Genomic DNA, 27,000 nt, shown 5'->3' with positions numbered 1-27,000 from the left:
AATTTCGCAAAATGTTTAAAAAGTGACGGCTGTCAATTTTTTGACCATAAATTACAAATACGATCAAAAACAGACAAAATCAGCGTCACGCAAGTGACAAAAAATGACATTCACGTTTCAGGAGAACGATATGGCAGTGATTGCATTTGTCGGATTAGGCCAGATGGGTTCGCCCATGGCGAGTAATTTGCTCAAGCAGGGCCATCAGCTCAGCGTCTTTGATGTGAACCCCGACGCCATACAGACCCTGGTGGAAAAAGGCGCTCGTCCGGCCAGCAGCCCGGCGCAGGCGGCGAAAGAGGCCGAGTTTGTCATCACAATGCTGCCTAATGGCGATCTCGTTCGCAGCGTGTTATTCGGCGATCAAGGCGTTTGCGAAGGCTTGTCGCAGGACGCGCTGGTGATCGATATGTCCACCATCCATCCGCTACAGACGGACAAACTTATCGCAGATATGCGCGCCAGAGGGTTCAGCATGATGGATGTCCCGGTCGGTCGAACGTCCGATCACGCCATTGCGGGGACGTTGCTATTACTGGCAGGCGGCAGCGCAGAACAGGTGGAGCGCGCAACGCCGGTACTGATGGCGATGGGCAATGAATTGATTAACGCTGGCGGCCCCGGCATGGGGATTCGCGTAAAGCTTATCAATAACTATATGAGCATCGCGCTGAATGCGCTTTCTGCCGAAGCCGCCGCGTTATGCGAAGCGCTGGGCCTCTCCTTCGACGTCGCGTTAAAAGTGATGAGCGGAACCCCGGCAGGCAAAGGCCACTTCACCACCTCCTGGCCGAACAAAGTGCTGAAAGGCGACCTTTCTCCCTCCTTCATGATCGATCTGGCGCACAAAGACCTGGGGATTGCGCTGGATGTTGCCAACCAACTGCATGTGCCGATGCCGCTCGGCGCCGCATCCCGTGAAGTTTATAACCAGGCTCGCGCCGCCGGTCGTGGCCGGGAAGACTGGACAGCCATTCTCGAACAGGTGCGTAACAGCGCCGGATTACCGAACAAATTCAAAATGTAACGACTGAATAAAGGAAAACTGAATGAACAACTACACCATCAAAGACATTACGCGCGCATCCGGCGGCTTTGCCATGCTGGCGGTCGATCAGCGTGAAGCGATGCGCTTAATGTTTGCAGCTGCTGGTGCGAAGTCTCCTGTTGCCGACAGCGTACTGACGGATTTCAAAGTGAATGCCGCAAAAGCGCTGTCTCCTTATGCCTCCGCCATTCTGATTGACCAACAGTTCTGTTACCGCCAGGTGGTGGAGCAAAACGCGATTGCGAAAAACTGCGCCATGATCGTCGCCGCCGATGCGTTCATTCCCGGCAATGGCATTCCTGTCGATAGCGTCGTCATTGATAAAAAGATCAATCCACAAGCGATAAAGCAAGACGGCGGTAAAGCGCTAAAACTGCTGGTGCTCTGGCGCAGCGATGAAGATGCCCAACAGCGTCTTGATATGGTCAAAGAATTTAATGAGATGTGCCACAGCAATGGTCTGGTGAGCATTATCGAACCGGTTGTGCGCCCACCTCGCCGTGGCGATAAGTTCGACCGTGAACAGGCCATCATTGATGCCGCGAAAGAGTTGGGCGACAGCGGCGCGGATCTCTACAAAGTTGAAATGCCGCTGTACGGCAAAGGCGCGCAGCACGACCTTCTCGCCGCGTCACAGCGCCTGAACGAGCATATCAATATGCCGTGGGTCATCCTCTCCTCCGGTATTGATGAAAAATTGTTCCCTCGGGCGGTCAGAGTCGCAATGACCGCGGGCGCATCCGGTTTTCTGGCGGGTCGCGCCGTCTGGTCATCGGTGATTGGCCTGCCGGATACCGAACTGATGCTGCGTGATATTTCTGTGCCTAAGTTGCAGCGTTTGGGTGAGATCGTCGACGAAATGATGGCCCGCCGTCGTTAATGTGAGGATGAAAGCATGAAATGGTTTAACACGTTGAGCCACAACCGCTGGCTGGAGCAAGAAACCGATCGCATTTTTGACTTTGGGAAAAAATCCGCAGTACCTACCGGTTTCGGCTGGCTGGGAAACCAGGGACAGATCAGAGCGGAGATGGGTACGCACCTGTGGATTACCGCCCGTATGCTGCACGTTTATTCCGTTGCCGCATCGATGGGCCGTCCGGGCGCATATCAGTTAGTCGACCATGGTATTAACGCGCTGAACGGCGCGTTACGCGATCGGCGCTACGGCGGCTGGTATGCCTGTGTAAACGATGAAGGCGTGATGGACGCCTCCAAACAGGGATATCAGCATTTCTTCGTCCTGTTAGGGGCGGCAAGCGCCGTCACCACGGGCCATCCACAGGCCAGAAAACTGCTGGATGACGCGATCGAGGTCATCGAAAAATACTTCTGGAGCGAAGAGGAGCAGATGTGCCTGGAGTCCTGGGACGAAGCCTTCAGCCAGACCGAAGATTACCGTGGCGGCAACGCCAACATGCATGCCGTAGAGGCTTTTTTGATCGTGTACGACGTGACCCACGATCGTAAATGGCTCGACCGCGCGCTGCGCATCGCCTCCGTCATTATTCACGATGTGGCCCGCAACGGCGACTACCGCGTCAACGAGCACTTCGATGCGCAGTGGAACCCCATTCGCGATTACAACAAAGATAACCCTGCCCACCGTTTCCGCGCTTACGGCGGCACGCCGGGGCATTGGATCGAGTGGGGTCGCCTGATGCTGCACTTGCATGCGGCCCTGGAAGCGCGTTTTGAAACTCCTCCCGCCTGGCTGCTGGAAGATGCCAAAGGGTTATTCCACGCCACCCTTCGCGACGCCTGGGCGCCCGATGGCGCAGACGGCTTCGTCTACTCCGTGGACTGGGACGGCAAACCGATTGTACGTGAAAGAGTGCGCTGGCCGATTGTGGAAGCAATGGGCACCGCTTACGCCCTGTATACCCTCACCGGCGATAGCCAATACGAAGCCTGGTATCAGAAGTGGTGGGATTACTGCATCACTTATCTGATGGACTACGAGAACGGTTCGTGGTGGCAGGAGCTGGATACCAATAACCAGGTGACCACCAAAGTGTGGGACGGCAAGCAGGATATTTACCACCTGCTGCATTGCCTGGTGATCCCGCGCCTGCCGCTGGCACCGGGGCTGGCACCCGCCGTTGCTGCGGGTCTGCTGGATAGCAACGCGAAATAACAATATGACATGCCGGATGGCGACGTTAAGGCGTCTTATCCGGCCGACGAGCGCCATGCTAACCGTAGGCAAGAGCGCTGCCGTCCGGCAACATTGAGGATAGAAAACTTATGCATACCCTACACAATATCACCCTGACAACAACCGATGGCGGCTTCACCCTGAGCTGGCAAGATCGTCTGCTGCTATCCCACAGCGCAGAAAATCCCTGCCTGTGGATCGGCGCCGGCGTCGCCGATATCGACATGTTTCGCGGTAATTTCAGCATAAAAGATAAGCTGAATGAGAAAATCGCGCTGACTGACGCAACGATAAGCCAGTCCCCGGATGGCTGGTTGATCCATTTCAATCGCGGCGATGCCATCAGCGCAGCGTTACACATCACCACCGATGAGGCGGGCCGCCTGACGCTGAAACTGCAAAACAGCGATCTTACCCATAACCGCATCTGGTTACGCCTGGCCGCCCAGCCAGAAGATCACATCTATGGCTGCGGCGAACAATTCTCTTATTTCGATTTACGCGGCAAGCCTTTCCCGCTTTGGACCAGCGAACAAGGCGTCGGGCGCAACAAAAACAGCTATGTCACCTGGCAGGCGGACTGCAAAGAAAACGCGGGCGGGGATTACTACTGGACCTTTTTCCCACAGCCCACTTTTGTCAGCACGCAAAAGTACTACTGCCACGTCGATAACAGCTGCTACATGAATTTCGACTTTAGCGCGCCGGAATACCATGAGCTGGCGCTATGGGAAGACAATGCCACCCTGCGTTTTGAATGCGCCGACAGCTACATCGCCCTGCTGGAAAAATTGACGGCGCTGTTAGGCCGCCAGCCGGTGTTGCCGGACTGGGTTTACGACGGCGTGACGCTCGGCATTCAGGGCGGCACCGACGTCTGCCAGCAGAAGCTGGACACCATGCGCAACGCAGGCGTGAAGGTGAATGGCATCTGGGCGCAGGACTGGTCCGGCATCCGCATGACCTCTTTCGGCAAACGCGTGATGTGGAACTGGAAGTGGAACAGCGACAACTATCCGCAGCTGGATACCCGTATCAAGCAGTGGCAAGAAGAAGGCGTGCAGTTCCTCTCCTACATCAATCCTTACGTCGCCAGCGATAAAGATCTTTGCGCCGAAGCGGCCAGACACGGTTATCTGGCAAAAGACGCTGCGGGCGATGACTATCTGGTTGAGTTCGGCGAGTTTTATGGCGGCGTCGTGGATTTGACCAATCCTGAAGCCTATGACTGGTTCAAGAATGTCATCAAGAAAAACATGATTGAGCTGGGTTGCGGCGGCTGGATGGCGGATTTCGGGGAATACCTGCCTACCGACACTTACCTGCATAACGGCGTCAGCGCGGAAATTATGCATAACGCCTGGCCGGCGCTGTGGGCGAAATGTAACTACGAAGCGCTACAAGAGACCGGCAAGCTGGGCGAGATCCTGTTCTTTATGCGTGCGGGTTATACCGGCAGCCAGAAATACTCCACCATGATGTGGGCGGGCGATCAGAACGTCGACTGGAGTCTGGACGACGGTCTCGCCTCCGTGGTGCCTGCCGCATTGTCGCTGGCGATGACGGGTCACGGTCTGCATCACAGCGATATTGGCGGTTATACCACCCTGTTCGACATGAAGCGCAGCAAAGAGCTGCTGCTGCGCTGGTGTGACTTCAGCGCCTTCACCCCGATGATGCGTACCCACGAAGGGAACCGCCCCGGCGATAACTGGCAGTTTGATGGCGACGCGGAAACTATCGCCCACTTTGCCCGTATGACAACCGTCTTTACCACCCTGAAACCGTATCTCAAACAGGCGGTGGCGCAGAACGCCAGAACCGGTCTGCCGGTCATGCGCCCGCTGTTCCTGCACTACGAGGACGATGCGCAGACTTACACCCTGAAGTACCAGTATCTGCTGGGTCGCGACCTGCTGGTTGCGCCGGTCCACGAACAAGGACGCCGCGACTGGACGCTATATCTGCCTGAGGATAACTGGATCAACGCGTGGACGGGCGAAACGCTTCGCGGCGGCGAGATTACCGTGGACGCGCCGCTCGGCAAGCCTCCGGTCTTTTACCGTGCAGAGAGCGAGTGGGCATCTCTGTTTGCCTCTTTACGCACTATCTAATACGGCTCGCCCGTGGGGAAACTCACGGGCATATGGAGAAAAATAATGAGTCAAACGTCATCAAATCCGGCGACCCTACGCTTGCCGTTTAAAGAAAAACTTGCCTATGGGATGGGTGATTTAGGCTCCAATATCCTGCTGGATATTGGTACGCTTTATTTACTTAAGTTTTATACCGATGTGCTGGGTCTACCGGGCACGTATGGCGGTATTATTTTCCTGATCGCCAAATTCTTTACCGCCTTCACCGATATGGGCACCGGGATTATGCTCGACTCGCGACGTAAAATCGGCCCGAAAGGCAAGTTCCGTCCGTTCGTGCTCTATGCCGCGTTTCCGGTGACCCTGCTGGCCATCGCCAACTTTGTCGGCACGCCGTTTGAAATTACCGGTAAGACGGTGATGGCGACGGTGCTGTTTATGCTGTACGGCCTGTTCTTCAGCATGATGAACTGTTCGTATGGCGCGATGGTGCCCGCCATTACCAAAAACCCGGATGAGCGCGCCTCGCTTGCCGCCTGGCGTCAGGGCGGCGCCACGCTCGGCCTGCTGCTGTGCACCGTCGGTTTTGTTCCGGTGATGAATCTGATCGAAGGGAACGCACAGCTAAGCTATATTTTCGCCGCCACGCTGTTCTCACTGTTTGGCCTGCTGTTTATGTGGCTCTGCTACGCAGGCGTCAAAGAGCGTTATGTGGAGGTAAAACCGGTTGAAGCGACCGAAAAACCGGGGCTGCTTCAGTCGTTTCGCGCCATTGCCGGGAACCGTCCGCTGTTCATTTTATGTATCGCGAATCTCTGCACCCTGGGCGCTTTCAACGTTAAGCTGGCGATCCAGGTGTATTACACCCAGTACGTACTGAATGACCCGATCCTCCTCTCCTGGATGGGCTTTTTCAGCATGGGCTGCATTTTTATCGGCGTCTTTTTAATGCCCGGCGCGGTAAGACGCTTCGGCAAGAAAAAGGTCTACATCGGCGGCCTGCTGGTTTGGGTTATCGGCGATCTTCTCAACTACTTCTTTGGCGGCGGCTCGGTCAGTTTTGTCGCGTTTTCCTGCCTGGCGTTTTTCGGTTCAGCGTTTGTGAACAGCCTGAACTGGGCACTGGTCTCCGACACGGTGGAATACGGTGAATGGCGCACCGGCGTGCGTTCAGAAGGAACGGTATACACCGGTTTTACCTTCTTCCGTAAGGTGTCTCAGGCGCTGGCGGGCTTCTTCCCCGGTTGGATGCTGACCCAAATCGGCTACGTGCCCAATGTGGTGCAATCGGCAGGCACTGTCGAAGGTTTGCGGCAGCTGATCTTCATTTATCCGTGCGCGCTGGCGGTGATAACCATCATCGCAATGGGGTGTTTCTACAACCTCAACGAGAAGATGTATGTCCGCATCGTTGAAGAGATAGAAGCCCGTAAACAAACGGCTTAACAACGATAATAAAGGCGCCCTTCGGGGCGTTATTGAGGAGCGATTATGTCTGACCATGATCCGCTGACGCTAAAACTGAGCCTACGGGAAAAATATGCCTATGGCATGGGTGACTTCGGCTCAAATTTGATGCTGTGTATCGGTACGCTGTATCTGCTTAAGTTTTATACCGATGAACTGGGGATGCCCGCATATTACGGTGGGATTATCTTTCTGGTGGCGAAGTTCTTTACCGCGTTCACCGATATGTTGACGGGGGTGCTGCTGGATTCCCGTCGTCATATTGGCGCTAAAGGTAAGTTTCGCCCTTTCATTCTGCATGCATCATTTCCTGTCGCGCTGGTTGCCAGCGCGCAGTTTCTCGCCACCGATTTTACACTGACGGTCAAAACAGCGCTGGCAACCGTACTGTTCATGCTGTTTGGCCTGTTTTACAGCCTGATGAATTGCTCATACGGGGCGATGGTGCCCGCTATCACCAGAAACCCGCATGAGCGCGCCCAACTCGCAGCATGGCGTCAGGGCGGCGCAACGCTCGGTCTGTTGCTGTGTACCGTTGGCTTTATGCCGATTCAGGCGCTCTTTACCCAGTCATCTTCTCTGGGTTATCTGGTAGCCGCGTTGATTTTCTCCGTTTGCGGCCTGTTCAGTATGTGGTGGTGTTTCAGCGGGGTGAAAGAACGGTATATCGATATCGTTCCGGCCCACCATAAGCCCAGCATTCTTAAATCCTTCTGTGCGATTTTCCGCAATCCGCCGCTGCTGGTGCTCTGCGTGGCCAACTTATGTACGCTGGCCGCGTTTAACATCAAACTGGCGATTCAGGTCTATTACACCCAGTACGTGCTGAACGACATCCATTTGCTGTCATGGATGGGATTTTTCAGTATGGGGTGCATTCTGGTCGGCGTACTGCTGGTGCCCGTAACCGTAAAACGGTTTGGGAAAAAGCAGGTCTATCTCGGCGGCCTGACGCTGTGGGCTATCGGCGATGTGCTGAACTTTCTCTGGGGTGGAACCTCTTTCCTGTTCGTGATCTTCTCCTGCATGGCGTTTTTCGGCACCGCGTTCGTTAACAGCCTGAACTGGGCGCTGGTTCCTGATACGGTCGATTACGGCGAATGGAAAACAGGTATTCGTGCGGAAGGGTCGGTCTATACCGGTTATACCTTCTCACGAAAAATTTCTGCGGCGCTGGCGGGTTTCTTGCCCGGCATTATGCTGACGCAAATTGGCTACGTGCCGAACATAGCGCAAAGCGCGGAGACGTTACTTGGCCTGCGTCAGCTGATATTTCTCTGGCCATGCGGCCTGGCGATTATCGCCGCACTCACAATGGGCTTTTTTTATAAGCTCAATGAAAAACGCTTTGCTTTTATTATTGAGGAAATTAGCCAACGAAAGAAACAATCGATACAAACCGGCGTTGTAAGCCATTAAAAAACCTCTGTTCTAATTAAATAAAATAATTGCCGCTCTATCCATTTCGATGGATAGCGGCTCCCTACGCTTAAAAAATGGATTTACTATGAAAACGTTGAACACAATAATGCTGTTATCCTCTGTTATCTCCACTTCTGTTTTTGCGGGCGCGTATGTGGAAAACCGCGAGGCCTATAATCTGGCATCCGATCAAATGGAATTCATGCTGCGCGTTGGCTACAACTCCGATATGGGGGCCGGAATTATGTTGACCAACACCTATACGCTACAGCGTGATGATGAATTAAAGCATGGTTATAATGAAATTGAGGGTTGGTATCCGTTATTTAAACCGACGGACCGGTTAACCATTCAACCCGGTGGTCTGATAAACGATAAAAGCATCGGTTCTGGCGTCGCTGTTTATCTGGACGTCAATTATAAATTCACGCCGTGGTTTAACCTGACGGTTCGTAACCGTTACAACCATAATAACTACAGTTCTACTGATTTAAATGGTGAATTAGATAATAACGATAGCTATGAAATCGGCAACTACTGGAATTTCATCATTACTGATAAATTTTCTTATACCTTTGAGCCACACTATTTTTATAATGTGAATGATTTTAACAGCAGCAACGGAACCAAACACCACTGGGAAATTACCAATACTTTCAGATACCGGATTAACCAGAACTGGCTGCCGTACTTAGAGTTACGTTGGTTGGATCGCAATGTGGAGCCCTACCATCGGGAGCAAAACCAGATTCGTGTCGGGGTAAAATATTTCTTCTGAACAGGATAATAAAAAAGCCGCTGAAATCAGCGGCTTTTTGTTGCCGGATGGCGGCTAACGCCTTATCCGGCCTACGAATCGGAGTTATCAGGCCGATTTTGTAAGCCCGTATTACTCTTCTTTCGCGCCGCGCATTGCACGACGACGATCGTTTTCCGTCAGGTGACGTTTACGAATACGGATAGAGGTTGGAGTCACTTCTACCAGTTCGTCGTCATCGATGAACTCCAGAGCCTGCTCCAGGGTCATCTTGATCGGCGGAACCAGAACCGTTGCTTCGTCAGTACCAGACGCACGCATGTTGGTCAGTTTCTTACCGGTCAGGCAGTTTACGGTCAGGTCGTTAGAACGGCTGTGAATACCGATGATCTGGCCTTCGTAAACTTCCGCGCCGTGACCCAGGAACAGCTTACCGCGATCCTGCAAACCGAACAGTGCGAACGCAACCGCTTTACCCTGACCGTTGGAGATCAGTACGCCGTTCTGACGCTGGCCCACTTCGCCCGGACGGATATCGTCGTAGTGGCTGAAGGTGGAGTACAGCAGACCCGTACCGGAGGTCATGGTCATGAACTCTGAACGGAAACCGATCAGACCTCGGCTTGGGATCACGTAGTCGAGACGTACGCGGCCTTTGCCATCTGGATTCATGTTTTTCAGGTCGCCTTTACGCTCGCCCAGCGCCTGCATCACAGAACCCTGGTGCTGCTCTTCGACGTCCAGCGTGACGTTTTCGTACGGCTCCTGTTTACGGCCGTCGATTTCGCGGAAGATAACTTTCGGACGGGAAACCGCCATCTCGAAACCTTCACGACGCATGTTTTCAATCAGAACGGACAGGTGCAGTTCACCACGACCGGATACACGGAACGCGTCCGCATCTTCGGTTTCCTCAACGCGCAGCGCAACGTTGTGTACCAGTTCTTTGTTCAGACGCTCAAGGATCTGACGAGAGGTCACGTATTTACCTTCTTTACCGCAGAACGGAGAGGTGTTTACGCAGAAGAACATAGAAACGGTCGGCTCATCAACAGACAGCGCTGGCAGCGCTTCAACATTCTGCGGATCGCAGATGGTGTCGGAGATGTTCAGCTCGCCCAGACCGGTGATTGCAATGATATCGCCCGCTTCCGCCAGGTCGCTATCAATACGCTCCAGACCCAGGTGAGTCAGCACTTTGCCCACTTTACCGTTACGGGTTTTGCCTTCGCTATCGATGATAGTGATCTGCTGGTTCGGCTTCACTTTACCGCGTTTGATACGACCAATGCCGATAACGCCAACATAGTTGTTGTAGTCCAGCTGAGAGATCTGCATCTGGAGCGGGCCGTCCAGGTCAACGTCCGGTGCCGGTACGTGGTCAACGATCGCCTGATACAGCGGGGTCATGTCTTCCGCCATATCTTCGTGATCCAGACCTGCGATACCGTTCAGCGCCGAAGCGTAGATGATCGGGAAGTCCAGCTGTTCGTCGGTCGCGTCGAGGTTAACGAACAGGTCGAATACCTGGTCTACAACCCAGTCAGGGCGCGCGCCAGGACGGTCAACTTTGTTGATAACAACAATCGGCTTCAGGCCATGAGCAAAGGCTTTTTTGGTCACGAAGCGCGTCTGCGGCATCGGGCCGTCAAATGCGTCAACCACCAGCAGCACGGAGTCTACCATGGACATTACACGTTCAACTTCACCACCGAAGTCGGCGTGTCCTGGGGTATCAACGATGTTGATACGGTAATCATTCCATTTGATAGCAGTGTTTTTAGCGAGGATGGTAATCCCACGCTCTTTCTCCAAATCGTTGGAGTCCATCACACGCTCTTGAGTTTCGGCACGCGCATCAAACGTACCGGATTGCTGTAGCAGCTTATCGACCAGGGTAGTTTTACCGTGGTCAACGTGCGCGATGATGGCGATGTTACGCAAATTTTCGATCACAACTTTGCCTCAGGCATTAGAAATAGCGCGTTATTGTACACGGATTAATCGCACTACAAAACAGGATCACAGAGATCCTCCGCAAACAAGTATTGCAGAGTTTCTTTGTGATCGCTTTCACGGAGCGTTAAAAGGGTCACTCACTGTCCATTGCACCAACATGGTGCTTAATGTTCACATTAAAGCACTATATTGGTGCAACATATCCACTATGGTGCGGCCCTTTTGCACGATGGTGCGCATGATAACGCCTTTTAGGGGCAATTTAAAAGTTGGCACAGATTTCGCTTTGTATTTTTTACGGCGACACGGCCAATTTTTGCAGAATTGAAGACTTCGTTACCACGACGACAATGACCAATCCGGGAGAGTTAAGTATGTCCGCTGAACACGTTTTGACGATGCTGAATGAGCATGAAGTGAAGTTTGTTGATTTGCGCTTCACCGATACCAAAGGTAAAGAACAGCACGTCACGATTCCTGCTCATCAGGTGAATGCCGAATTCTTTGAAGAAGGCAAAATGTTTGACGGCTCCTCGATCGGTGGCTGGAAAGGTATCAACGAATCCGACATGGTTCTGATGCCGGACGCATCCACTGCGGTCATTGACCCGTTCTACGCTGATTCTACGCTGATTATTCGTTGCGACATCCTGGAGCCAGGCACCCTGCAAGGTTACGATCGCGACCCGCGTTCCATCGCCAAGCGCGCGGAAGAGTACCTGCGCTCTACCGGCATCGCAGACACCGTTCTGTTCGGGCCAGAGCCAGAGTTCTTCCTGTTTGACGATATCCGCTTCGGTTCTTCTATCTCTGGTTCCCACGTCGCTATCGACGATATCGAAGGCGCATGGAACTCCTCCACCCAGTACGAAGGTGGCAACAAAGGTCACCGTCCGGCAGTAAAAGGCGGTTACTTCCCGGTTCCGCCGGTAGACTCTTCTCAGGACATCCGTTCTGAAATGTGTTCCGTTATGGAGCAAATGGGTCTGGTTGTAGAAGCACACCACCACGAAGTGGCAACCGCAGGTCAGAACGAAGTGGCAACCCGCTTCAACACCATGACCAAAAAAGCGGACGAAATTCAGATCTACAAATACGTTGTGCACAACGTCGCTCACCGTTTCGGTAAAACTGCGACCTTTATGCCAAAACCGATGTTCGGCGATAACGGTTCCGGTATGCACTGCCACATGTCCCTGTCCAAAAACGGGACTAACCTGTTCTCCGGCGACAAATATGCGGGTCTGTCTGAGCAGGCGCTGTACTACATCGGCGGCGTAATCAAACACGCGAAAGCGATCAACGCCCTGGCGAACCCGACCACCAACTCCTACAAGCGTCTGGTCCCGGGTTATGAAGCACCGGTCATGCTGGCCTACTCCGCCCGTAACCGTTCTGCTTCTATCCGTATTCCGGTTGTGGCCTCTCCGAAAGCGCGTCGTATCGAAGTGCGCTTCCCGGACCCGGCTGCAAACCCGTACCTGTGCTTTGCCGCTCTGCTGATGGCGGGTCTTGACGGTATTAAGAACAAGATCCACCCAGGCGAAGCGATGGACAAAAACCTGTATGACCTGCCGCCGGAAGAAGCGAAAGAGATCCCACAGGTTGCAGGCTCTCTGGAAGAAGCGCTCAACGAGCTGGATATTGACCGCGAATTCCTGAAAGCAGGCGGCGTGTTCACTGATGAAGCGATCGACGCGTACATCGCCCTGCGCATTGAAGAAAATGACCGTGTGCGCATGACGCCGCACCCGGTAGAGTTTGAGCTGTACTACAGCGTTTAATCGTTGAGTTGCCGTGGAACTTTTAGCCTGTTCAGGCAGGTTTGAGATTGATGGCGAATGATAAGACGCCTGGTGGCGCAAGCTTATCAGGCCTACCGGTAACATCACCTTGTAGGCCGGATAAGGCAAAGCCGCCATCCGGCACAACGTTTGCCACTCATCTGTAGCCCATCACACGATGGGCTTTTTTCTCCACCAACGTTCTGATCCCACGCGCTTTTTACACGTAAAAAGCTATAATGCACTAAATTGGTGCAAACTATTCCAGGAGACTGCTAAATGGCAACAGGCACGCAGCCCGATGCTGGGCAGATCCTCAATTCTTTAATCAACAGCATTTTACTGGTCGACGACGAACTGGCGGTGCATTACGCCAACCCGGCCGCACAACAGCTGCTCGCCCAAAGCGCCCGCAAGCTGTTTGGTACGCCGCTGCCTGAGCTGTTGAGCTATTTTTCATTAAATATTGGGCTGATGCGCGAAAGCCTGGAAGCAGGTCAGGGATTTACGGACAACGAAGTCACGCTGGTGATCGACGGACGCTCCCATATTCTCTCGCTAACCGCCCAGCGCCTGCCGGATAACTTCATCCTGCTGGAAATGGCGCCGATGGATAACCAGCGTCGCCTGAGCCAGGAACAGCTTCAGCATGCCCAGCAAATCGCCGCCCGCGATCTGGTGCGCGGTCTGGCGCATGAGATCAAAAACCCGCTTGGTGGTTTACGCGGCGCGGCCCAACTGCTCAGTAAAGCCCTGCCTGACCCGGCGTTGCTGGAGTATACCAAAGTCATTATTGAGCAGGCCGACAGGCTGCGTAATCTGGTTGACCGACTGCTGGGGCCGCAACAGCCGGGTATGCACGTCACGGAGAGTATCCACAAAGTCGCAGAACGCGTCGTCGCACTGGTGTCGATGGAGCTGCCGGAGAACGTCATGCTGATTCGTGATTACGACCCCAGTCTGCCGGAACTGCCTCACGACCCGGACCAGATTGAACAGGTCCTGCTGAACATCGTGCGTAACGCTTTACAGGCGTTAGGGCCGGAAGGCGGTGAAATCATTCTGCGTACCCGTACCGCATTCCAGCTGACGCTGCATGGCGTGCGTTATCGCCTGGCGGCGCGCATCGACGTTGAGGACAACGGGCCGGGTATTCCGTCCCATTTACAGGACACGCTGTTTTACCCGATGGTCAGCGGCCGCGAAGGCGGCACCGGGCTGGGCTTATCCATTGCCCGTAATTTGATTGATCAGCATTCCGGCAAAATTGAATTTACCAGTTGGCCGGGTCATACCGAGTTCTCGGTTTACCTGCCTATCAGGAAATAAAGGTGACGTTTATGCAACGAGGGATAGTCTGGGTAGTCGATGACGATAGTTCCATCCGTTGGGTGCTTGAACGTGCGCTCGCCGGGGCGGGATTACATTGCACCACATTTGAAAGCGGCAACGAAGTGCTGGACGCGCTGGCGAGTAAAACGCCGGATGTCCTGCTGTCGGATATCCGTATGCCGGGAATGGACGGACTGGCGCTGTTAAAACAGATCAAACAGCGTCACCCCATGCTTCCGGTCATCATAATGACGGCGCATTCCGATCTTGATGCCGCCGTCAGCGCTTATCAACAAGGCGCGTTTGATTATCTGCCAAAGCCTTTTGATATTGACGAAGCGGTCGCGCTGGTTGAACGCGCGATCAGCCATTATCAGGAGCAGCAACAGCCGCGCAATGTCCAGATCAACGGCCCGACAACCGATATCATCGGCGAAGCGCCCGCGATGCAGGATGTCTTTCGCATTATTGGCCGCCTCTCACGCTCGTCTATCAGCGTGCTGATCAACGGCGAGTCCGGGACCGGTAAAGAGCTGGTCGCCCATGCGCTGCATCGCCATAGCCCACGCGTAAAAGCTCCCTTTATCGCCCTGAATATGGCGGCTATTCCGAAGGATTTGATCGAGTCCGAACTGTTTGGTCATGAAAAAGGGGCGTTCACCGGGGCGAATACCATTCGTCAGGGGCGCTTTGAGCAGGCCGACGGCGGCACGCTGTTTCTCGATGAGATCGGCGATATGCCGCTGGATGTGCAGACGCGTTTGCTACGCGTCTTAGCCGATGGGCAGTTTTACCGCGTTGGTGGCTATGCGCCGGTGAAGGTTGATGTGCGGATTATCGCCGCCACCCATCAGAACCTGGAATTACGCGTACAGGAAGGTAAGTTCCGTGAAGATCTGTTCCACCGCCTGAACGTGATTCGCGTACATTTGCCGCCGCTGCGCGAGCGCCGGGAAGATATTCCACGCCTGGCGCGGCATTTCCTGCAAGTGGCTGCTCGCGAGCTGGGCGTCGAAGCCAAATTGCTCCACCCGGAAACCGAAGCGGCGCTGACGCGTCTGGCCTGGCCTGGCAACGTGCGTCAACTGGAGAATACCTGCCGTTGGTTAACGGTGATGGCCGCCGGACAGGAGGTTCTGATTCAGGACTTACCCGGCGAGCTGTTTGAAGCCACGGTGCCAGACAGCCAGTCGCACATACAGTCAGACAGTTGGGCCACATTGCTGGCACAGTGGGCGGATCGCGCGTTGCGTTCCGGTCATCAAAACCTGCTTTCTGAAGCGCAGCCTGAGCTGGAGCGTACGCTGTTAACCACCGCGCTGCGTCATACCCAGGGGCACAAACAGGAAGCGGCACGGCTGCTGGGATGGGGTCGTAACACCCTGACTCGCAAGCTAAAAGAGCTGGGTATGGAGTGACGATTCGTCGTTGTGTAAAGATTAATATTTAAGCGCAAATTGCCGTTATTTTGCGCTTTACTGTTCCGATGAGTTGAGTATGATCATGCCCGGCAAACAGGGGGAATCATCATGCTGGAATCATTAATCAATCTGGTATCGAGCGGAGCGGTCGACAGCCACACGCCACAAACTGCGGTTGCCGCAGTGCTGTGTGCAGCGCTGGTTGGGCTGTTTAGCTAAATGCGTGCCGGATGGCGCTAACGCTTATCCGACCTACGGTTGATGTTAACTTGTAGGCCCGGTAAGCGGTAGCGCCACCGGGCAACGCCACTAAATCACCCGTGAGAACTGCTGCATCCGCGCTTTCTGGCGCAGATAAGCATCAAAGCACATACAGATGTTACGGATCAGCAGACGGCCTTTCGGCGTAACCTGAATCCCCTTATCATCCACATCCACCAGCCCATCTTTCGCCAGCGGCGCCAGCAGCGCTAAATCTTCCGCAAAGTACGCCGCGAAGTTGAGATCCCACTGCTGTTCAACCGCTGCGTAATCGAGACGGAAGTTGCAGATCAGCGACTTAATAATATCCCGACGAATGCAGTCATCGCGGGTCAGCACAATGCCGCGCCATAACGCATTCCCCAGCTCATCCACCTGCTGATAGTAGCGCTTCAGCTCTTTCTGGTTCTGCGCGTAGCTGTCGCCAATCATACTGATGGCGGAAACGCCCAACCCCAGCAGGTCCGTATCGCCCTGAGTGGTATAGCCCTGGAAGTTACGATGCAGAACACCTTCACGCTGGGCAACGGCCAGCTCGTCATCCGGGCGGGCAAAGTGATCCATCCCGATGAACTGATAGCCCGTCTCCGTCAGCGATGAGATGGTCTCTTGCAGGATATCGAGTTTTTGCTGCGCGCTGGGCAGGTCAGCCTCTTTGATTTTGCGCTGAGCGGCGAATAACGTGGGCAAATGAGCGTAGTTAAAGACGCTCAGGCGATCGGGGCTCAGCTCTGCCACGCGTCTGAGCGTAAAGGCGAAGCTTTCCGGCGTTTGCTTTGGCAGCCCGTAAATCAGATCGATATTCGTCGAGGTGAAGCCTATCTCGCGCGCATGATTGAGCAGCGAGAAGATAAACTCTTCATCCTGCTCGCGGTTAACCAGACGCTGAACGTCTTTATTGAAGTCCTGCACCCCCATACTCAGGCGGTTAAACCCTTGCGCGCGTAAATGATCGAGCACATCCAGCTCAATTTCACGGGGATCGACTTCGATCGAGATTTCGACGTCGTCGTTAAAATGAAAGTTTCCACGCAGAAGCGTCATTAACCGACTGATTTGCGCTTTATTCAGGTACGTTGGCGTTCCGCCGCCCCAGTGCAGTTGACTAACGCGACGTCCGGCAAACAGCGGCGCGCGATGAATAATTTCTTGTTCAAGCGCATCGAGATATTGGTCGGCCTTATGCTGCTGGCGGGTCACAATCTTGTTGCAACCGCAGAAGTAGCACAATTTATGGCAAAACGGGATATGAACGTACAGAGACAGCGGACGTTCAGGGTAACGCGCCACAGCGTGCTGAAATGCCTCTTCGCCGTAGTCTTCCGAAAACTCCAGCGCTGTGGGATACGAGGTATATCGTGGCCCGGAATAGTTATATTTCTGGATCAGGGCCAGATCCCAGTCTATCAACTGTTCAGACATGCTCACTCCTTCCGATGGCGTCGCTGGCGGGTACGGCGTACCGGCTTTACCCCACTACGGGTAATAAACCGGTTGCGCAGCCACTTCTGTCGCCGCGACAACCGCTGTAGTTTAACGAATAACCACACCAGATAACATACAACCGGAAGGGTTATAAGCAGGACGGGAAGGCCCACGGTGTAAACCCGTTAGTTGCCGCCCCGGAGCAGGCGCATCATATCTTCCTGCTTTTCGTCCTCTTCCTCTTCTTCATCGTCATCATAAGAGAGGCCCAACTTCTGCATCAGCTCATCAATACGATCCAGTTTGGCATCTACCCAGGTTTGGTCTTCCGCACTCAGGGTTTCGCCTGCTTCCAGACGTTCCAGCAGCGCATCCAGGCGCTCATCCGTTTCCAGTAAATCCAACTCAGCCTGCGGTGAAAGCATAGGTTTCTCACTCTTCGGTTTGTGCTGTTTGGTGACTTTTTCGGTCACACCCAGGGGAATGGGGGTTTTACTGCCAATTCGTGGATCTTTCTGCTTGTTCTGGTTTTTACCGCCTGAAGCCGCGTTGTCACCTGTCGCACGGCTCCCCGCCGCATGACCACGGTGTTTTTTCTGACGCTTACGGTCGCGCGCTTCCTGATTCAGCTCTTCGCGTGTTTTACGACGCGCTTTTGCGGGACCTTTACCGCGTGGTGTAGAAGTTGATTTCATAGTGATTCGTCTTTGGCTGTTTTAGTCAGTATATACTCTAAATAATTCGAGTTGCAGGAAGTCAACGCACATGCAACCTGAAGTATGACGAGTTTCATTTGCCGCGGAATCTAGCAGAAACCCTATAAAGAAAAAAGGCGACAGAGTAATCTGTCGCCTTTTTTGCTGTCTAACAACCCTAACGGGCTCTACGATCCCTGTTGGCTACCAACACGCCCTGTTTTTCCCTTAGCCTGAAACATTCCGTGTTGTTTCCATTTCCTTTTACTAACGTCTCCGAACGTTTGTCTTCCTGACAAATCCTGCGTCTTCGCCTCCTGGCGCTCCTGACCCTCATCCTGAGTCGTAATCCTGACAGCTTCCTCGCTATGGATGCTACTTTACTCTTCTGGCATAAACGCACAAGTAATCGAAACGCGAATGTCCACTTTTCAGAATATTGCCTGAAACATAACGTTATGATTTTATTATTTTATCTTAATTTTCGGTCTGCGCTTACTCTGAAATTTCGCATAAGAACAATCGGCAATGTCTCACAAAGAGCATGGTTTTAGCTTACACACACCCCGCATGCTGAAAAATCCGTCTTTTGCCGCTGTTCAGGTATAATCGCTGCAAAGCTTTGACTGACGGAGACGACCGCTTTGACTAATTTGAATTATCAACAGACGCACTTTGTGATGAGTGCGCCTGATATTCGCCATTTACCTTCCGATACCGGAATCGAAGTGGCTTTTGCTGGCCGTTCCAATGCAGGCAAATCCAGCGCGCTGAACACGCTTACGAATCAGAAGAGTCTGGCGCGTACATCCAAAACACCGGGCCGTACTCAGCTCATCAACCTGTTTGAGGTGGTTGAAGGCAAACGTCTGGTTGACCTGCCCGGCTATGGCTATGCAGAAGTCCCGGAAGAGATGAAGCGTAAGTGGCAACGCGCGCTGGGCGAATATCTGGAAAAACGTCAGAGTCTGCAAGGCCTGGTGGTACTGATGGATATCCGTCACCCGTTAAAAGATCTCGACCAGCAGATGATCCAGTGGGCCGTAGAGAGCAACATTCAGGTTCTGGTTTTACTCACCAAAGCGGACAAACTGGCCAGTGGCGCACGTAAAGCGCAGCTGAATATGGTGCGTGAAGCGGTACTGGCCTTTAACGGCGATGTGCAGGTAGAAACGTTTTCTTCCCTGAAGAAGCAAGGCGTGGATAAATTACGTCAGAAACTGGATAGCTGGTTTAACGATCTGGCTCCCGTGGAAGAGACGCAGGACGGGGAATAACCCACCGATATGCCGGATGGCGCCGCTGCGCGTCTTATCCGGCCTACAGTTCTTTATTCTTGCTCTAAATAATTCGAGTTGCATAAAGGCGGCAACACAGCAAATCCCCAGGAGCTTACATAAGTAAGTGACTGGGGTGAGCGACAAATCTGTCTGGAACAGATTTGAACGCCGCGAAGCGGCGGCCCGTAAGGGTGAGGCTCATGGATGAGCCGAATAATTCGAAGCCAACGCGTATGCAGCTTGAAGTATGACGAGCAAAATAAAAAACGCCCCAGTCATTACTGACTGGGGCGGCTAAAATATTCAGCCAAATCCGATTACGTGAAGTAAAAGGTCTGAAAGATAGAACATCTTACCTCTGTACCCTACGCGAATAACTTTACTCTTTTTTGAGCAGCTCAGAAAGCACTTTTTGTAATTTTTTTTCATTCTTTACATAGGGAATTCTAATGATCATCACAAAACGTTCTATCTTATGTTGCTTAGTTACGAAAAAAGCGCGTTATTCAGTAAAGCCTTAGTGCGCCTGATCCCAGTTTTCGCCGCTACCCACTTCCACCAGCAACGGCACATCAATACGCGTGCAGTTTTCCATCAGTTGATGGATCTTTTTCGATACCACGTCGAGATCATCTTTATGCACTTCGAACACCAGTTCATCGTGTACCTGCATGATCATACGCACGCGCGGCTGTTCATCTTGCAGCCATTTATCGACGGCAATCATAGCGCGCTTGATGATGTCTGCTGCCGTCCCCTGCATCGGAGCGTTGATGGCGGCACGTTCCGCACCAGCACGACGCGCAGCATTGCTGGATTTAATATCCGGCAAGTAGAGACGACGCCCTTCCAGCGTTTCAACATAGCCTCGCTCTTTTGCCTGAGCGCGCGTGCGCTCCATATATTCCAGTACGCCAGGGTAGCGTTCGAAGTAGAGATCCATATACTTCTGCGCCTCTTTGCGCGGAATATTGAGCTGACGCGCCAGACCGAATGCGCTCATGCCGTAGATCAGACCAAAGTTAATCGCTTTGGCGCTGCGGCGCTGTTCAGCCGTAACGCTCTCCAGCGGCAGTCCAAACACTTCAGCAGCCGTCGCCCGGTGGATATCTTTTCCTTCGGCAAAGGCGGTTAACAGACCTTTATCGCGGGAAAGGTGCGCCATAATACGCAGTTCAATCTGCGAATAGTCCGCTGATGCGATGACGTAATCTTGCGGAGCGATAAACGCCTGACGAATACGGCGCCCTTCCTCGTTACGTACCGGAATATTTTGCAGGTTAGGATCGGTAGACGATAAACGCCCCGTCGCGGTCACCGCCTGATGATAAGAGGTATGCACTCGCCCGGTTTTCGGGTTGATCATCAGCGGGAGTTTATCGGTGTAGGTCGATTTCAGCTTCGCCAGCCCGCGATATTCCAGAATCACCTTCGGCAGCGGATAGTCCAGCGCCAGCTCTTCCAGCACCTCTTCCGAGGTGGACGGCGCACCGCCCGGCGTTTTCTTCAGCGGCTTAATACCCTGTTTTTCAAACAGAATGGTTTGCAACTGTTTGGTAGAAGAGAGGTTAAATTCTTCTCCGGCGATCTCATGCGCCTTCTTCTCCAGCTCCGCCAGACGCAGCGTGATCTCCTCTGAATGCTTGTGCAGCACGGCAGGGTCGATTTTTACACCGTTACGCTCTACGCGGGAAAGCACCGGCACCAGCGGCATTTCGATATTCTCGAAGACATTCAGCGGCCCTTTGTACTGCTGTAGCTCTGGCCACATTTTCAAATGCAGCTGTAACGTAACGTCCGCATCTTCTGCGGCATAACGTCCGGCCTCTTCCAGGGCAATCTGGTTAAAGGTCAGCTGATTTTTACCTTTACCGGCAATCTCTTCAAAAGTGATGGTCTTATGCTTCAACCAGCGTTCGGACAGGCTGTCCATGTCGTGGCGGCCAGCAACGCTGTTCAGAATGTAGGATTCGAGCATAGTGTCAAAAGCAATACCACGCAGCTCAATGCCATAGTTCTGCAATACGCCGCGATCGTACTTCAGGTTTTGCCCAACCTTACGCGCCTTCTCATCTTCCAGCAGCGGCTTCAACAGCTCCAGCGCTCGCTCGCGGGAAATCTGATCGGGCGCATCCAGGTAGTCATGCGCCACAGGAACATAGGCCGCCACGCCCGGTTCAATAGCAAAAGAGAGACCAACCAGATTCGCCGCATGGTTATCCAGGCTGTCCGTTTCGGTATCAAATGCAAAAACGGGCGCCTTTTTCAGCGTCTCAATCCAGCTTTCCAGCGTCGCTTCATCCAGGATGGTGACGTAGTTATCGTAAGAAAGCGCGGTCGCAGGCACGTCTGGCGTTTCATCAATAACAATGGATTCCTGCGGTTTTGCTGCGGGCTTCGCACCTTTCGCCTGTAGCCATTTACCCGCTTCCACATCGGTGGTCCAGCGCTTAAATTCATATTTCTTAAACAGGCCAAGCAACTCTTCAGCCGCTGGCTGTTGTACTTCAAGCTGATCGCAGCTTAGCTCCAGTTCGACATCCGTTTTGATGGTAGCCAGTTGATAAGAGAGGTAAGCCACCTCTTTATTCTGCTCAAGCTTCCCGGCCATGGTTTTCGCGCCACGGAAGGTTAAGCCCGCAATTTTATCTGATTCGGCATACAGGGTATCCAGCCCGCCTAACCCCTGAAGGAGCGCCTGGGCGGTTTTTTCACCCACGCCCGGCACGCCAGGAATGTTATCGGAAGAGTCGCCCATCAGCGCCAGGAAATCGATGATCAATTCGGGTGGAACACCGTACTTGTTCACGACCTCATCCGGGCCCAGAATCGTATTGGTCATGGTATTAATCAGCGTGATATTTGGCGTCACCAGCTGGGCCATATCTTTGTCACCGGTGCTGATCAGCACCGGACGGCCCACCTTCTCGGCTTCACGCGCCAGCGTACCGATAACGTCGTCCGCTTCCACGCCCGAAACGGCCAGCAGCGGCAGGCCCATCGCTTTTACCATCGCATGCAGCGGTTCAATCTGCGCACGCAGGTCATCAGGCATCGGCGGGCGATGCGATTTGTAATGTTCAAATAACTCATCACGGAAGGTTTTACCCTTGGCATCAAATACCACTGCGGCATGCGTCGGTTGATACTGCATAATCAGGCTGCGCAGCATGTTGAGAACACCGTACATCGCCCCTGTAGGCTCCCCTGCGCTGTTCGTCAGAGGAGGAAAGGCGTGATACGCGCGATAGAGATAAGATGAGCCATCTACAAGGATAAGTGGGTTTTCTGGGATCTGAACCATAATGTCCGTGCCTGTTTATCAGATTATGGGTAAAGGATGCCACAGACAGGATGAAAACATGAGTTTTTCGCCGCATTTGTCGAAAAAGTTTTGTAGATCTTCTGGATCGCTCGCAAAGCGAACTGTGGATAACTTTGTGCATAAATTATTACATTTCATTTAATTTCATCCTGATGATTTAATTTTCATTAAACTTACTCTTATTTTTCAATACGTTAATTAAATCACCAGAACTTTATCCCATTATTCAGCGTCATCTCAGTGTGTGGATAGATATCAATATTTTTTCTGTTTCGCTAAGACCCGTCATTTGATGCGTTTTCTGATAAAATCAGCCCCTTGCGTCTCTTTCGCGCACTATTTATGGCTAACCCGTTGAATAATTTAATTATGACAAGAATACTCGCTGCGATAACGCTGTTGCTGAGTATCGTATTGACCATTTTGGTCACTATTTTTTGTTCTGTGCCGATCATCCTTGCCGGGATCGTGAAGCTCCTTTTGCCCATTCCTGTCGTCTGGCGCAAGGTATCCGTTTTTTGTAATTTCATGATGTACTGCTGGTGTGAAGGGTTGGCGCTGCTGCTGCATCTCAATCCGTGGCTTAAATGGGACGTGGAAGGGCTGGAAGGCCTGAACAAGAAAAACTGGTATCTGCTTATTTGTAACCATCACAGTTGGGCCGATATCGTGGTGCTTTGCGTTCTGTTCCGTAAGCACATTCCAATGAATAAATACTTTCTTAAGCAGCAGTTAGCCTGGGTGCCGTTTATCGGCCTGGCCTGCTGGGCGCTGGATATGCCGTTTATGAAACGCTACTCGCGCGCTTATTTGCTCCGTCATCCCGAACAACGCGGTAAAGATGTAGAAACAACCCGCCGTTCTTGCGAGAAATTTCGCGCGCATCCCACAACGATCGTAAATTTTGTCGAAGGTTCGCGTTTTACCGAAGAGAAACGTCGGCAAACTCGCTCGCCATATAAAAACCTTCTCCCACCAAAAGCGGCGGGGATCGCGATGGCGCTAAACGTCTTAGGGTCTCAGTTTGATAAGCTGCTCAACGTTACCCTCTGCTACCCGGAAAACGATCGGAAACCATTCTACGATATGTTGAGCGGTAAACTGACGCGCATCGTGGTACGTATCGATCTGGAGCCGATTAAAGAAGAGCTGCACGGTGACTATGTGAACGACAAAGGATTCAAACGCCGTTTCCAGCTTTGGTTGAATGCACTCTGGAATGAAAAAGACGAACAGATAGAAAAGATTAAAGCGGAAAACAAAAACGCCGGTCAATGACCGGCGATTTTTTTATTTCTTTTCAACCAGATGTTTCACGGTATCGGCGTACTGTTGTACGAAGATATCCATGCTGCTGGTATCCATCCCTTGCGGGTTAACCTGATATTTGCCGTTTACAAACATCGCCGGTACACCCTGAAGCTGGAGATCAGCGGCCGCTTTTTCTTGCTGCGCAACCAGTGATTTCACCACGAAGCTGTTCCATGCCGCATCGTAGTCTTCACCTTTCACACCCGCATCAACGAATACTTTGCGAATATCGGCAGCAGACTGAACGGTCTGGTTTTTCTGTACTGCTTCAAACATCGGCGCAGTGATTTTATCTTCTACGCCCAGTGCCATCGCCACAGCCCATGCCTGCGTCAGGTCCTTACCCAATGGGCCCAGGAACTCAACGTGGTATTTGGTCATTTTGGTGCCTTCAGGCAGCTTTTTCTTCACGTTATCAGAAACGTGCAGCACTTCTTCAAACTGATAGCAGTGCGGGCAGTAGAAGGAGAAAAACTCCAGAACCTGAGGCTCGCCAGCAACGGGCTTATCCAGTGTGATGTATTGCTTACCATCACTGAACTGCGCTGCCGATGCGCTAAAAGCTAAAATCATACCAGCCAGCGCCAGCCAAATCTTTTTCATGATCAACTCTCTCCTGATGTGTCCGTTTAATACATTGGCGTTAATTGTAAAGGGGGTTCTTGCAGCACTTTTGCCTGCTCAAGAAATGTCGCAGTCTGCCGTTGCCAGTAATCTTCCCCGGTTAACCACGGGAAATTTTTAGGAAACGCAGGATCAGCCCAGCGACGCATCAGCCAGGCAAGATAATAAACCAAACGCATCGCGCGTAAAGGCTCAATAAGTTCTATTTCAGCGGTATCGAACTCACTAACTTCTTCATAAGCCTCGATAATCGTTTCAAGCTGCATCCGCTGCTCGGCTTTATCGCCATTCAGCAGCATCCACAGATCCTGAACGGCAGGGCCATTGCGGGCATCATCTAAATCAACAAACAGCGGGCCATCACGCCAGAGGATATTTCCGGCATGACAATCCCCGTGTAAACGCAGCGTCTCAAAACGGGTATGCCAACGTTCGGTAACGGCGGCAATAAGAGTGTCCGTCGCGTTCAGGAAAGCCGCTTTTTGCCCCGCGGGAATCAGTGATGCGTCTTCGAAAAGTTTACGAGGTTCAATGAGATACTCTTCCAGGCCCATTGTCGGCCGGAAGGCAAAAGGGTGTTTACGCCCGGTCTGATGCAGGCGACCCAGATAGCGCCCTACCGCTTCCATCTGATCGATATTATCTGCTTCGAACTGTCGCCCGCCGACGCTTGGGAAAATCGCGTAGTGGAACCCCTGGTGGTTCAGTAGCGTCTGGTCATTGAGGACAAGCGGCGCCGCAACCGGCACCTCATCTTTTACCAGTTCCAGTGCAAACTGATGCTCTTCCCGTATTTGATCGGCAGACCAACGCTCAGGGCGATAAAACTTAACGACAAAGCGTCGACGGTCTTCGTCCTGAAACTGATAGACGCGGTTTTCATAGCTGTTGAGCGGGGTAAGACCGGAATCCACCCGGATTCCCTGTTCAAACAGCGCATCCATGATGGTATCCGGGTGTAATGTCTGGAAAGTAAAAGCGTTATCGTTCATCCCATCATCCGGAAAATACTACGAATGATTCAGGATATCATTTTGTGGCGATTTCGGTGGCGCCGCTTACAAGGTTTTACTCTTTAATCACGCCGCGTGCGCGTAATAGCGCCGTTTTGAAATCTTCTTCATAATCTTTCTGAATGCCAGGAATCACCGCATCTTTTGCGGAGTCACGCATTTTCAGGTGATAGATCAGAATGTCGTCGGTTAAATCCGCCAGTTCGCCGTCAAAACCTGACTCTTTCGCCAGTTTCTGTAAAAATTGCAGCAGATTAAGATCGGGCTCTTTCTGCCAGGCTGGTTGCAGGAGTTCAATGACTTCATTCAGGCGTTTACATTTCATGGCTGTGCTCCTTAATTTGATGTAGATACGTTAGCAGGGTCAATCCCACAATAAAAGAGGCGATATCAGTGAATCTGGAGAGTGCAATAACGGGGGTTGTGCTGGCAGGCGGTAAAGCCAGGCGAATGGGGGGGGCAGATAAGGGTCTGCTTGAGCTGGATGGCAAACCACTTTGGAAGCATGTTGCTGATACGCTGGCGTCTCAGCTTGAAACCGTCGTGATTAACGCGAATCGCCATCAGGATATTTATCAACAAAGCGGTCTGAAAGTGATCCCCGATTCACTGGCCGATTTTCCGGGGCCTCTGGCGGGTATGTTGTCTGTTTTACAGCAAGAGAAGGGAGACTGGTTTCTGTTTTGCCCTTGCGACACACCTTACATTCCCCGCGATCTGGTTGCGCGTTTAAAAGCTCAGCGCAATAACGCGCCTGTCGTATGGGTTCACGACGGCGAGCGGGACCACCCGACAATTGCACTGGTTAATCGCTCCGTAGCACCTTTCTTACAGGAATATCTCCAGTCAGGTGAACGGCGGGTCATGGTCTTTATGCGCCAGGCCGGTGGTCATGCTGTTGATTTCAGTGATTTTAAGCAGGCATTTGTGAATGTGAATACGCCGGAAGAGCTCGCCAGATGGCAGGAGAAATCATGATCCCACTACTCGGCATAGCCGCATGGAGCGGCACCGGTAAGACTACGCTGCTCAAGAAATTGATTCCAGCGTTATGCGCCAGAGGGGTTCGCCCAGGGTTAATTAAGCATACCCATCACAATATGGACGTAGATAAGCCCGGCAAAGACAGTTACGAGTTACGCAAGGCAGGCGCAGCACAAACGCTTGTCGCCAGTCAGCAACGTTGGGCGCTGATGACAGAAACACCGGAAGAACCTGAGCTGGATTTAACGTATCTGGTGAGTCGAATGGATGCTTCTAAGCTGGATATAGTGCTTGTTGAAGGTTTTAAGCACGAAGCGGTGGCGAAGATCTTATTATTCCGACAGGGGTGTGGGCATGAAGTGGAGGAGCTGACCATTGATGAGCATGTGATCGCCGTCGCCAGCGACATTCCGCTTTCCCTGGATGTCCCGCTATTAGATATCAATGATATACCACAGATCGCTACATTTGTTTTGCGTTGGCTGGGACGATAGTACGCGGGCGGCACAGGTTTTTTGCAGGCAGGATAAGCGCAGCGTCATCCGGCTGCACCCGGGTGCATGAACGCAAAAAGGCCATCCCTCAGGATGGCCTCTTCACTTTAATTAATGCCTGGCAGTTCCCTACTCTCGCATGGG

Annotated in this window: 23 protein-coding genes and 1 pseudogene; 15 read left to right on the top strand and 9 right to left on the bottom strand. The window is 52.6% G+C overall.

Translation table 11 applies throughout. The features are described 5' to 3' along the window. The first annotated feature begins 130 nt into the window (after positions 1–130). The 7 genes from yihU to ompL all read left to right on the top strand — a co-directional run bounded on the left by yihU (position 131) and on the right by ompL (position 8,969). Entirely contained in the window at positions 131–1,027 is an 897-nt protein-coding gene (gene yihU / locus OGX93_RS00150) for a sulfolactaldehyde 3-reductase (protein WP_024130674.1), read from the top strand. Positions 1,028–1,049: 22 nt separating this feature from the next. Further along, entirely contained in the window at positions 1,050–1,928 is an 879-nt protein-coding gene (gene yihT, locus OGX93_RS00145; protein WP_047459903.1) for a sulfofructosephosphate aldolase, read from the top strand. A gap of 15 nt (positions 1,929–1,943) precedes the next feature. After that, on the top strand, positions 1,944–3,185 hold the full coding sequence (gene yihS, locus OGX93_RS00140) for a sulfoquinovose isomerase (protein WP_047459905.1): 1,242 nt from the start codon (positions 1,944–1,946) through the stop codon (positions 3,183–3,185). Positions 3,186–3,295: 110 nt separating this feature from the next. Further along, positions 3,296–5,320, top strand: a complete 2,025-nt coding sequence (locus OGX93_RS00135; RefSeq protein ID WP_286448784.1) for an alpha-glucosidase — start codon at positions 3,296–3,298, stop codon at positions 5,318–5,320. 45 nt (positions 5,321–5,365) lie between these two features. After that, complete coding sequence (locus OGX93_RS00130) at positions 5,366–6,748, top strand: MFS transporter (RefSeq protein WP_012133934.1); 1,383 nt, start codon at positions 5,366–5,368, stop codon at positions 6,746–6,748. 45 nt (positions 6,749–6,793) lie between these two features. Beyond that, a complete protein-coding gene (locus OGX93_RS00125; protein ID WP_286448783.1) occupies positions 6,794–8,188 on the top strand; it encodes an MFS transporter in 1,395 nt (464 codons plus the stop codon). 88 nt (positions 8,189–8,276) lie between these two features. Beyond that, positions 8,277–8,969: a porin OmpL gene (gene ompL, locus OGX93_RS00120; RefSeq protein ID WP_286448782.1), complete on the top strand. Its 693-nt coding sequence runs from the start codon at positions 8,277–8,279 to the stop codon at positions 8,967–8,969. Between the two features lie 111 nt (positions 8,970–9,080). On the opposite strand, the gene typA is transcribed toward ompL, so the two are convergent. After that, entirely contained in the window at positions 9,081–10,904 is a 1,824-nt protein-coding gene (gene typA, locus OGX93_RS00115) for a ribosome-dependent GTPase TypA (protein WP_012133937.1), read from the bottom strand. 377 nt (positions 10,905–11,281) lie between these two features. On the opposite strand from typA, the gene glnA reads away from it, so the two are divergent. The 4 genes from glnA (at position 11,282) to OGX93_RS00095 (ending at position 15,663) form a co-directional block, all read left to right on the top strand. After that, positions 11,282–12,691: a glutamate--ammonia ligase gene (gene glnA / locus OGX93_RS00110; protein ID WP_024130676.1), complete on the top strand. Its 1,410-nt coding sequence runs from the start codon at positions 11,282–11,284 to the stop codon at positions 12,689–12,691. A 279-nt stretch (positions 12,692–12,970) separates the two neighbouring features. Beyond that, positions 12,971–14,020, top strand: a complete 1,050-nt coding sequence (gene glnL / locus OGX93_RS00105; RefSeq protein WP_115609795.1) for a nitrogen regulation protein NR(II) — start codon at positions 12,971–12,973, stop codon at positions 14,018–14,020. Between the two features lie 11 nt (positions 14,021–14,031). Beyond that, positions 14,032–15,441 (top strand): nitrogen regulation protein NR(I), encoded by a 1,410-nt coding sequence (gene glnG / locus OGX93_RS00100; RefSeq protein ID WP_012133942.1) that lies wholly within the window; start codon positions 14,032–14,034, stop codon positions 15,439–15,441. Positions 15,442–15,552: 111 nt separating this feature from the next. Then, a complete protein-coding gene (locus OGX93_RS00095) occupies positions 15,553–15,663 on the top strand; it encodes a YshB family small membrane protein (RefSeq protein WP_096753919.1) in 111 nt (36 codons plus the stop codon). Positions 15,664–15,753: 90 nt separating this feature from the next. On the opposite strand, the gene hemN is transcribed toward OGX93_RS00095, so the two are convergent. The 3 genes and pseudogenes from hemN to OGX93_RS00080 all read right to left on the bottom strand — a co-directional run bounded on the left by hemN (position 15,754) and on the right by OGX93_RS00080 (position 18,228). Continuing rightward, entirely contained in the window at positions 15,754–17,127 is a 1,374-nt protein-coding gene (hemN, locus tag OGX93_RS00090) for an oxygen-independent coproporphyrinogen III oxidase (protein WP_101744345.1), read from the bottom strand. A gap of 188 nt (positions 17,128–17,315) precedes the next feature. Further along, the gene (gene yihI / locus OGX93_RS00085) at positions 17,316–17,825 is read right to left on the bottom strand and encodes a Der GTPase-activating protein YihI (protein ID WP_012133944.1); all 510 of its coding nucleotides are present in this window, start codon (positions 17,823–17,825) and stop codon (positions 17,316–17,318) included. Positions 17,826–18,003: 178 nt separating this feature from the next. Then, positions 18,004–18,228: pseudogene (locus tag OGX93_RS00080) on the bottom strand (hypothetical protein). A gap of 241 nt (positions 18,229–18,469) precedes the next feature. Here OGX93_RS00080 and yihA point away from each other — a divergent pair. Further along, a complete protein-coding gene (gene yihA / locus OGX93_RS00075; protein WP_024130677.1) occupies positions 18,470–19,102 on the top strand; it encodes a ribosome biogenesis GTP-binding protein YihA/YsxC in 633 nt (210 codons plus the stop codon). 306 nt (positions 19,103–19,408) lie between these two features. On the opposite strand, the gene spfP is transcribed toward yihA, so the two are convergent. Next, positions 19,409–19,456: a small protein SpfP gene (gene spfP / locus OGX93_RS22305; RefSeq protein WP_071892919.1), complete on the bottom strand. Its 48-nt coding sequence runs from the start codon at positions 19,454–19,456 to the stop codon at positions 19,409–19,411. A gap of 166 nt (positions 19,457–19,622) precedes the next feature. After that, positions 19,623–22,409 carry a DNA polymerase I gene (gene polA / locus OGX93_RS00070; protein ID WP_049009351.1) on the bottom strand — a complete coding sequence of 929 codons (2,787 nt, stop codon included), beginning with the start codon at positions 22,407–22,409 and terminating at the stop codon, positions 19,623–19,625. Between the two features lie 363 nt (positions 22,410–22,772). Between polA and yihG the strand changes: the two genes are divergently transcribed. Next, positions 22,773–23,708 (top strand): 1-acylglycerol-3-phosphate O-acyltransferase, YihG family, encoded by a 936-nt coding sequence (gene yihG / locus OGX93_RS00065; RefSeq protein ID WP_047459928.1) that lies wholly within the window; start codon positions 22,773–22,775, stop codon positions 23,706–23,708. Between the two features lie 12 nt (positions 23,709–23,720). On the opposite strand, the gene dsbA is transcribed toward yihG, so the two are convergent. The 3 genes from dsbA to OGX93_RS00050 form a co-directional block, all read right to left on the bottom strand. After that, positions 23,721–24,344, bottom strand: coding sequence for a thiol:disulfide interchange protein DsbA (gene dsbA / locus OGX93_RS00060; protein WP_012133950.1), 624 nt, complete (start codon positions 24,342–24,344; stop codon positions 23,721–23,723). 26 nt (positions 24,345–24,370) lie between these two features. After that, on the bottom strand, positions 24,371–25,357 hold the full coding sequence (locus tag OGX93_RS00055) for a serine/threonine protein kinase (protein WP_200054094.1): 987 nt from the start codon (positions 25,355–25,357) through the stop codon (positions 24,371–24,373). Positions 25,358–25,433: 76 nt separating this feature from the next. Then, on the bottom strand, positions 25,434–25,703 hold the full coding sequence (locus OGX93_RS00050) for a YihD family protein (RefSeq protein WP_012133952.1): 270 nt from the start codon (positions 25,701–25,703) through the stop codon (positions 25,434–25,436). 68 nt (positions 25,704–25,771) lie between these two features. On the opposite strand from OGX93_RS00050, the gene mobA reads away from it, so the two are divergent. Both mobA and mobB read left to right on the top strand, forming a co-directional pair. Then, the gene (gene mobA / locus OGX93_RS00045) at positions 25,772–26,356 is read left to right on the top strand and encodes a molybdenum cofactor guanylyltransferase MobA (RefSeq protein ID WP_286448781.1); all 585 of its coding nucleotides are present in this window, start codon (positions 25,772–25,774) and stop codon (positions 26,354–26,356) included. Further along, the gene (gene mobB, locus OGX93_RS00040) at positions 26,353–26,856 is read left to right on the top strand and encodes a molybdopterin-guanine dinucleotide biosynthesis protein MobB (RefSeq protein WP_286448780.1); all 504 of its coding nucleotides are present in this window, start codon (positions 26,353–26,355) and stop codon (positions 26,854–26,856) included. The genes mobA and mobB overlap by 4 nt, the downstream gene beginning before the upstream one ends. The last annotated feature ends 144 nt before the right edge of the window (positions 26,857–27,000 follow it).

Source organism: Citrobacter sp. CK195, from assembly GCF_030333365.1.
GTDB classification, from domain to species: Bacteria; Pseudomonadota; Gammaproteobacteria; order Enterobacterales; family Enterobacteriaceae; genus Citrobacter_B; species Citrobacter_B koseri.
This window is presented reverse-complemented; position numbering and strand designations above follow the sequence as displayed.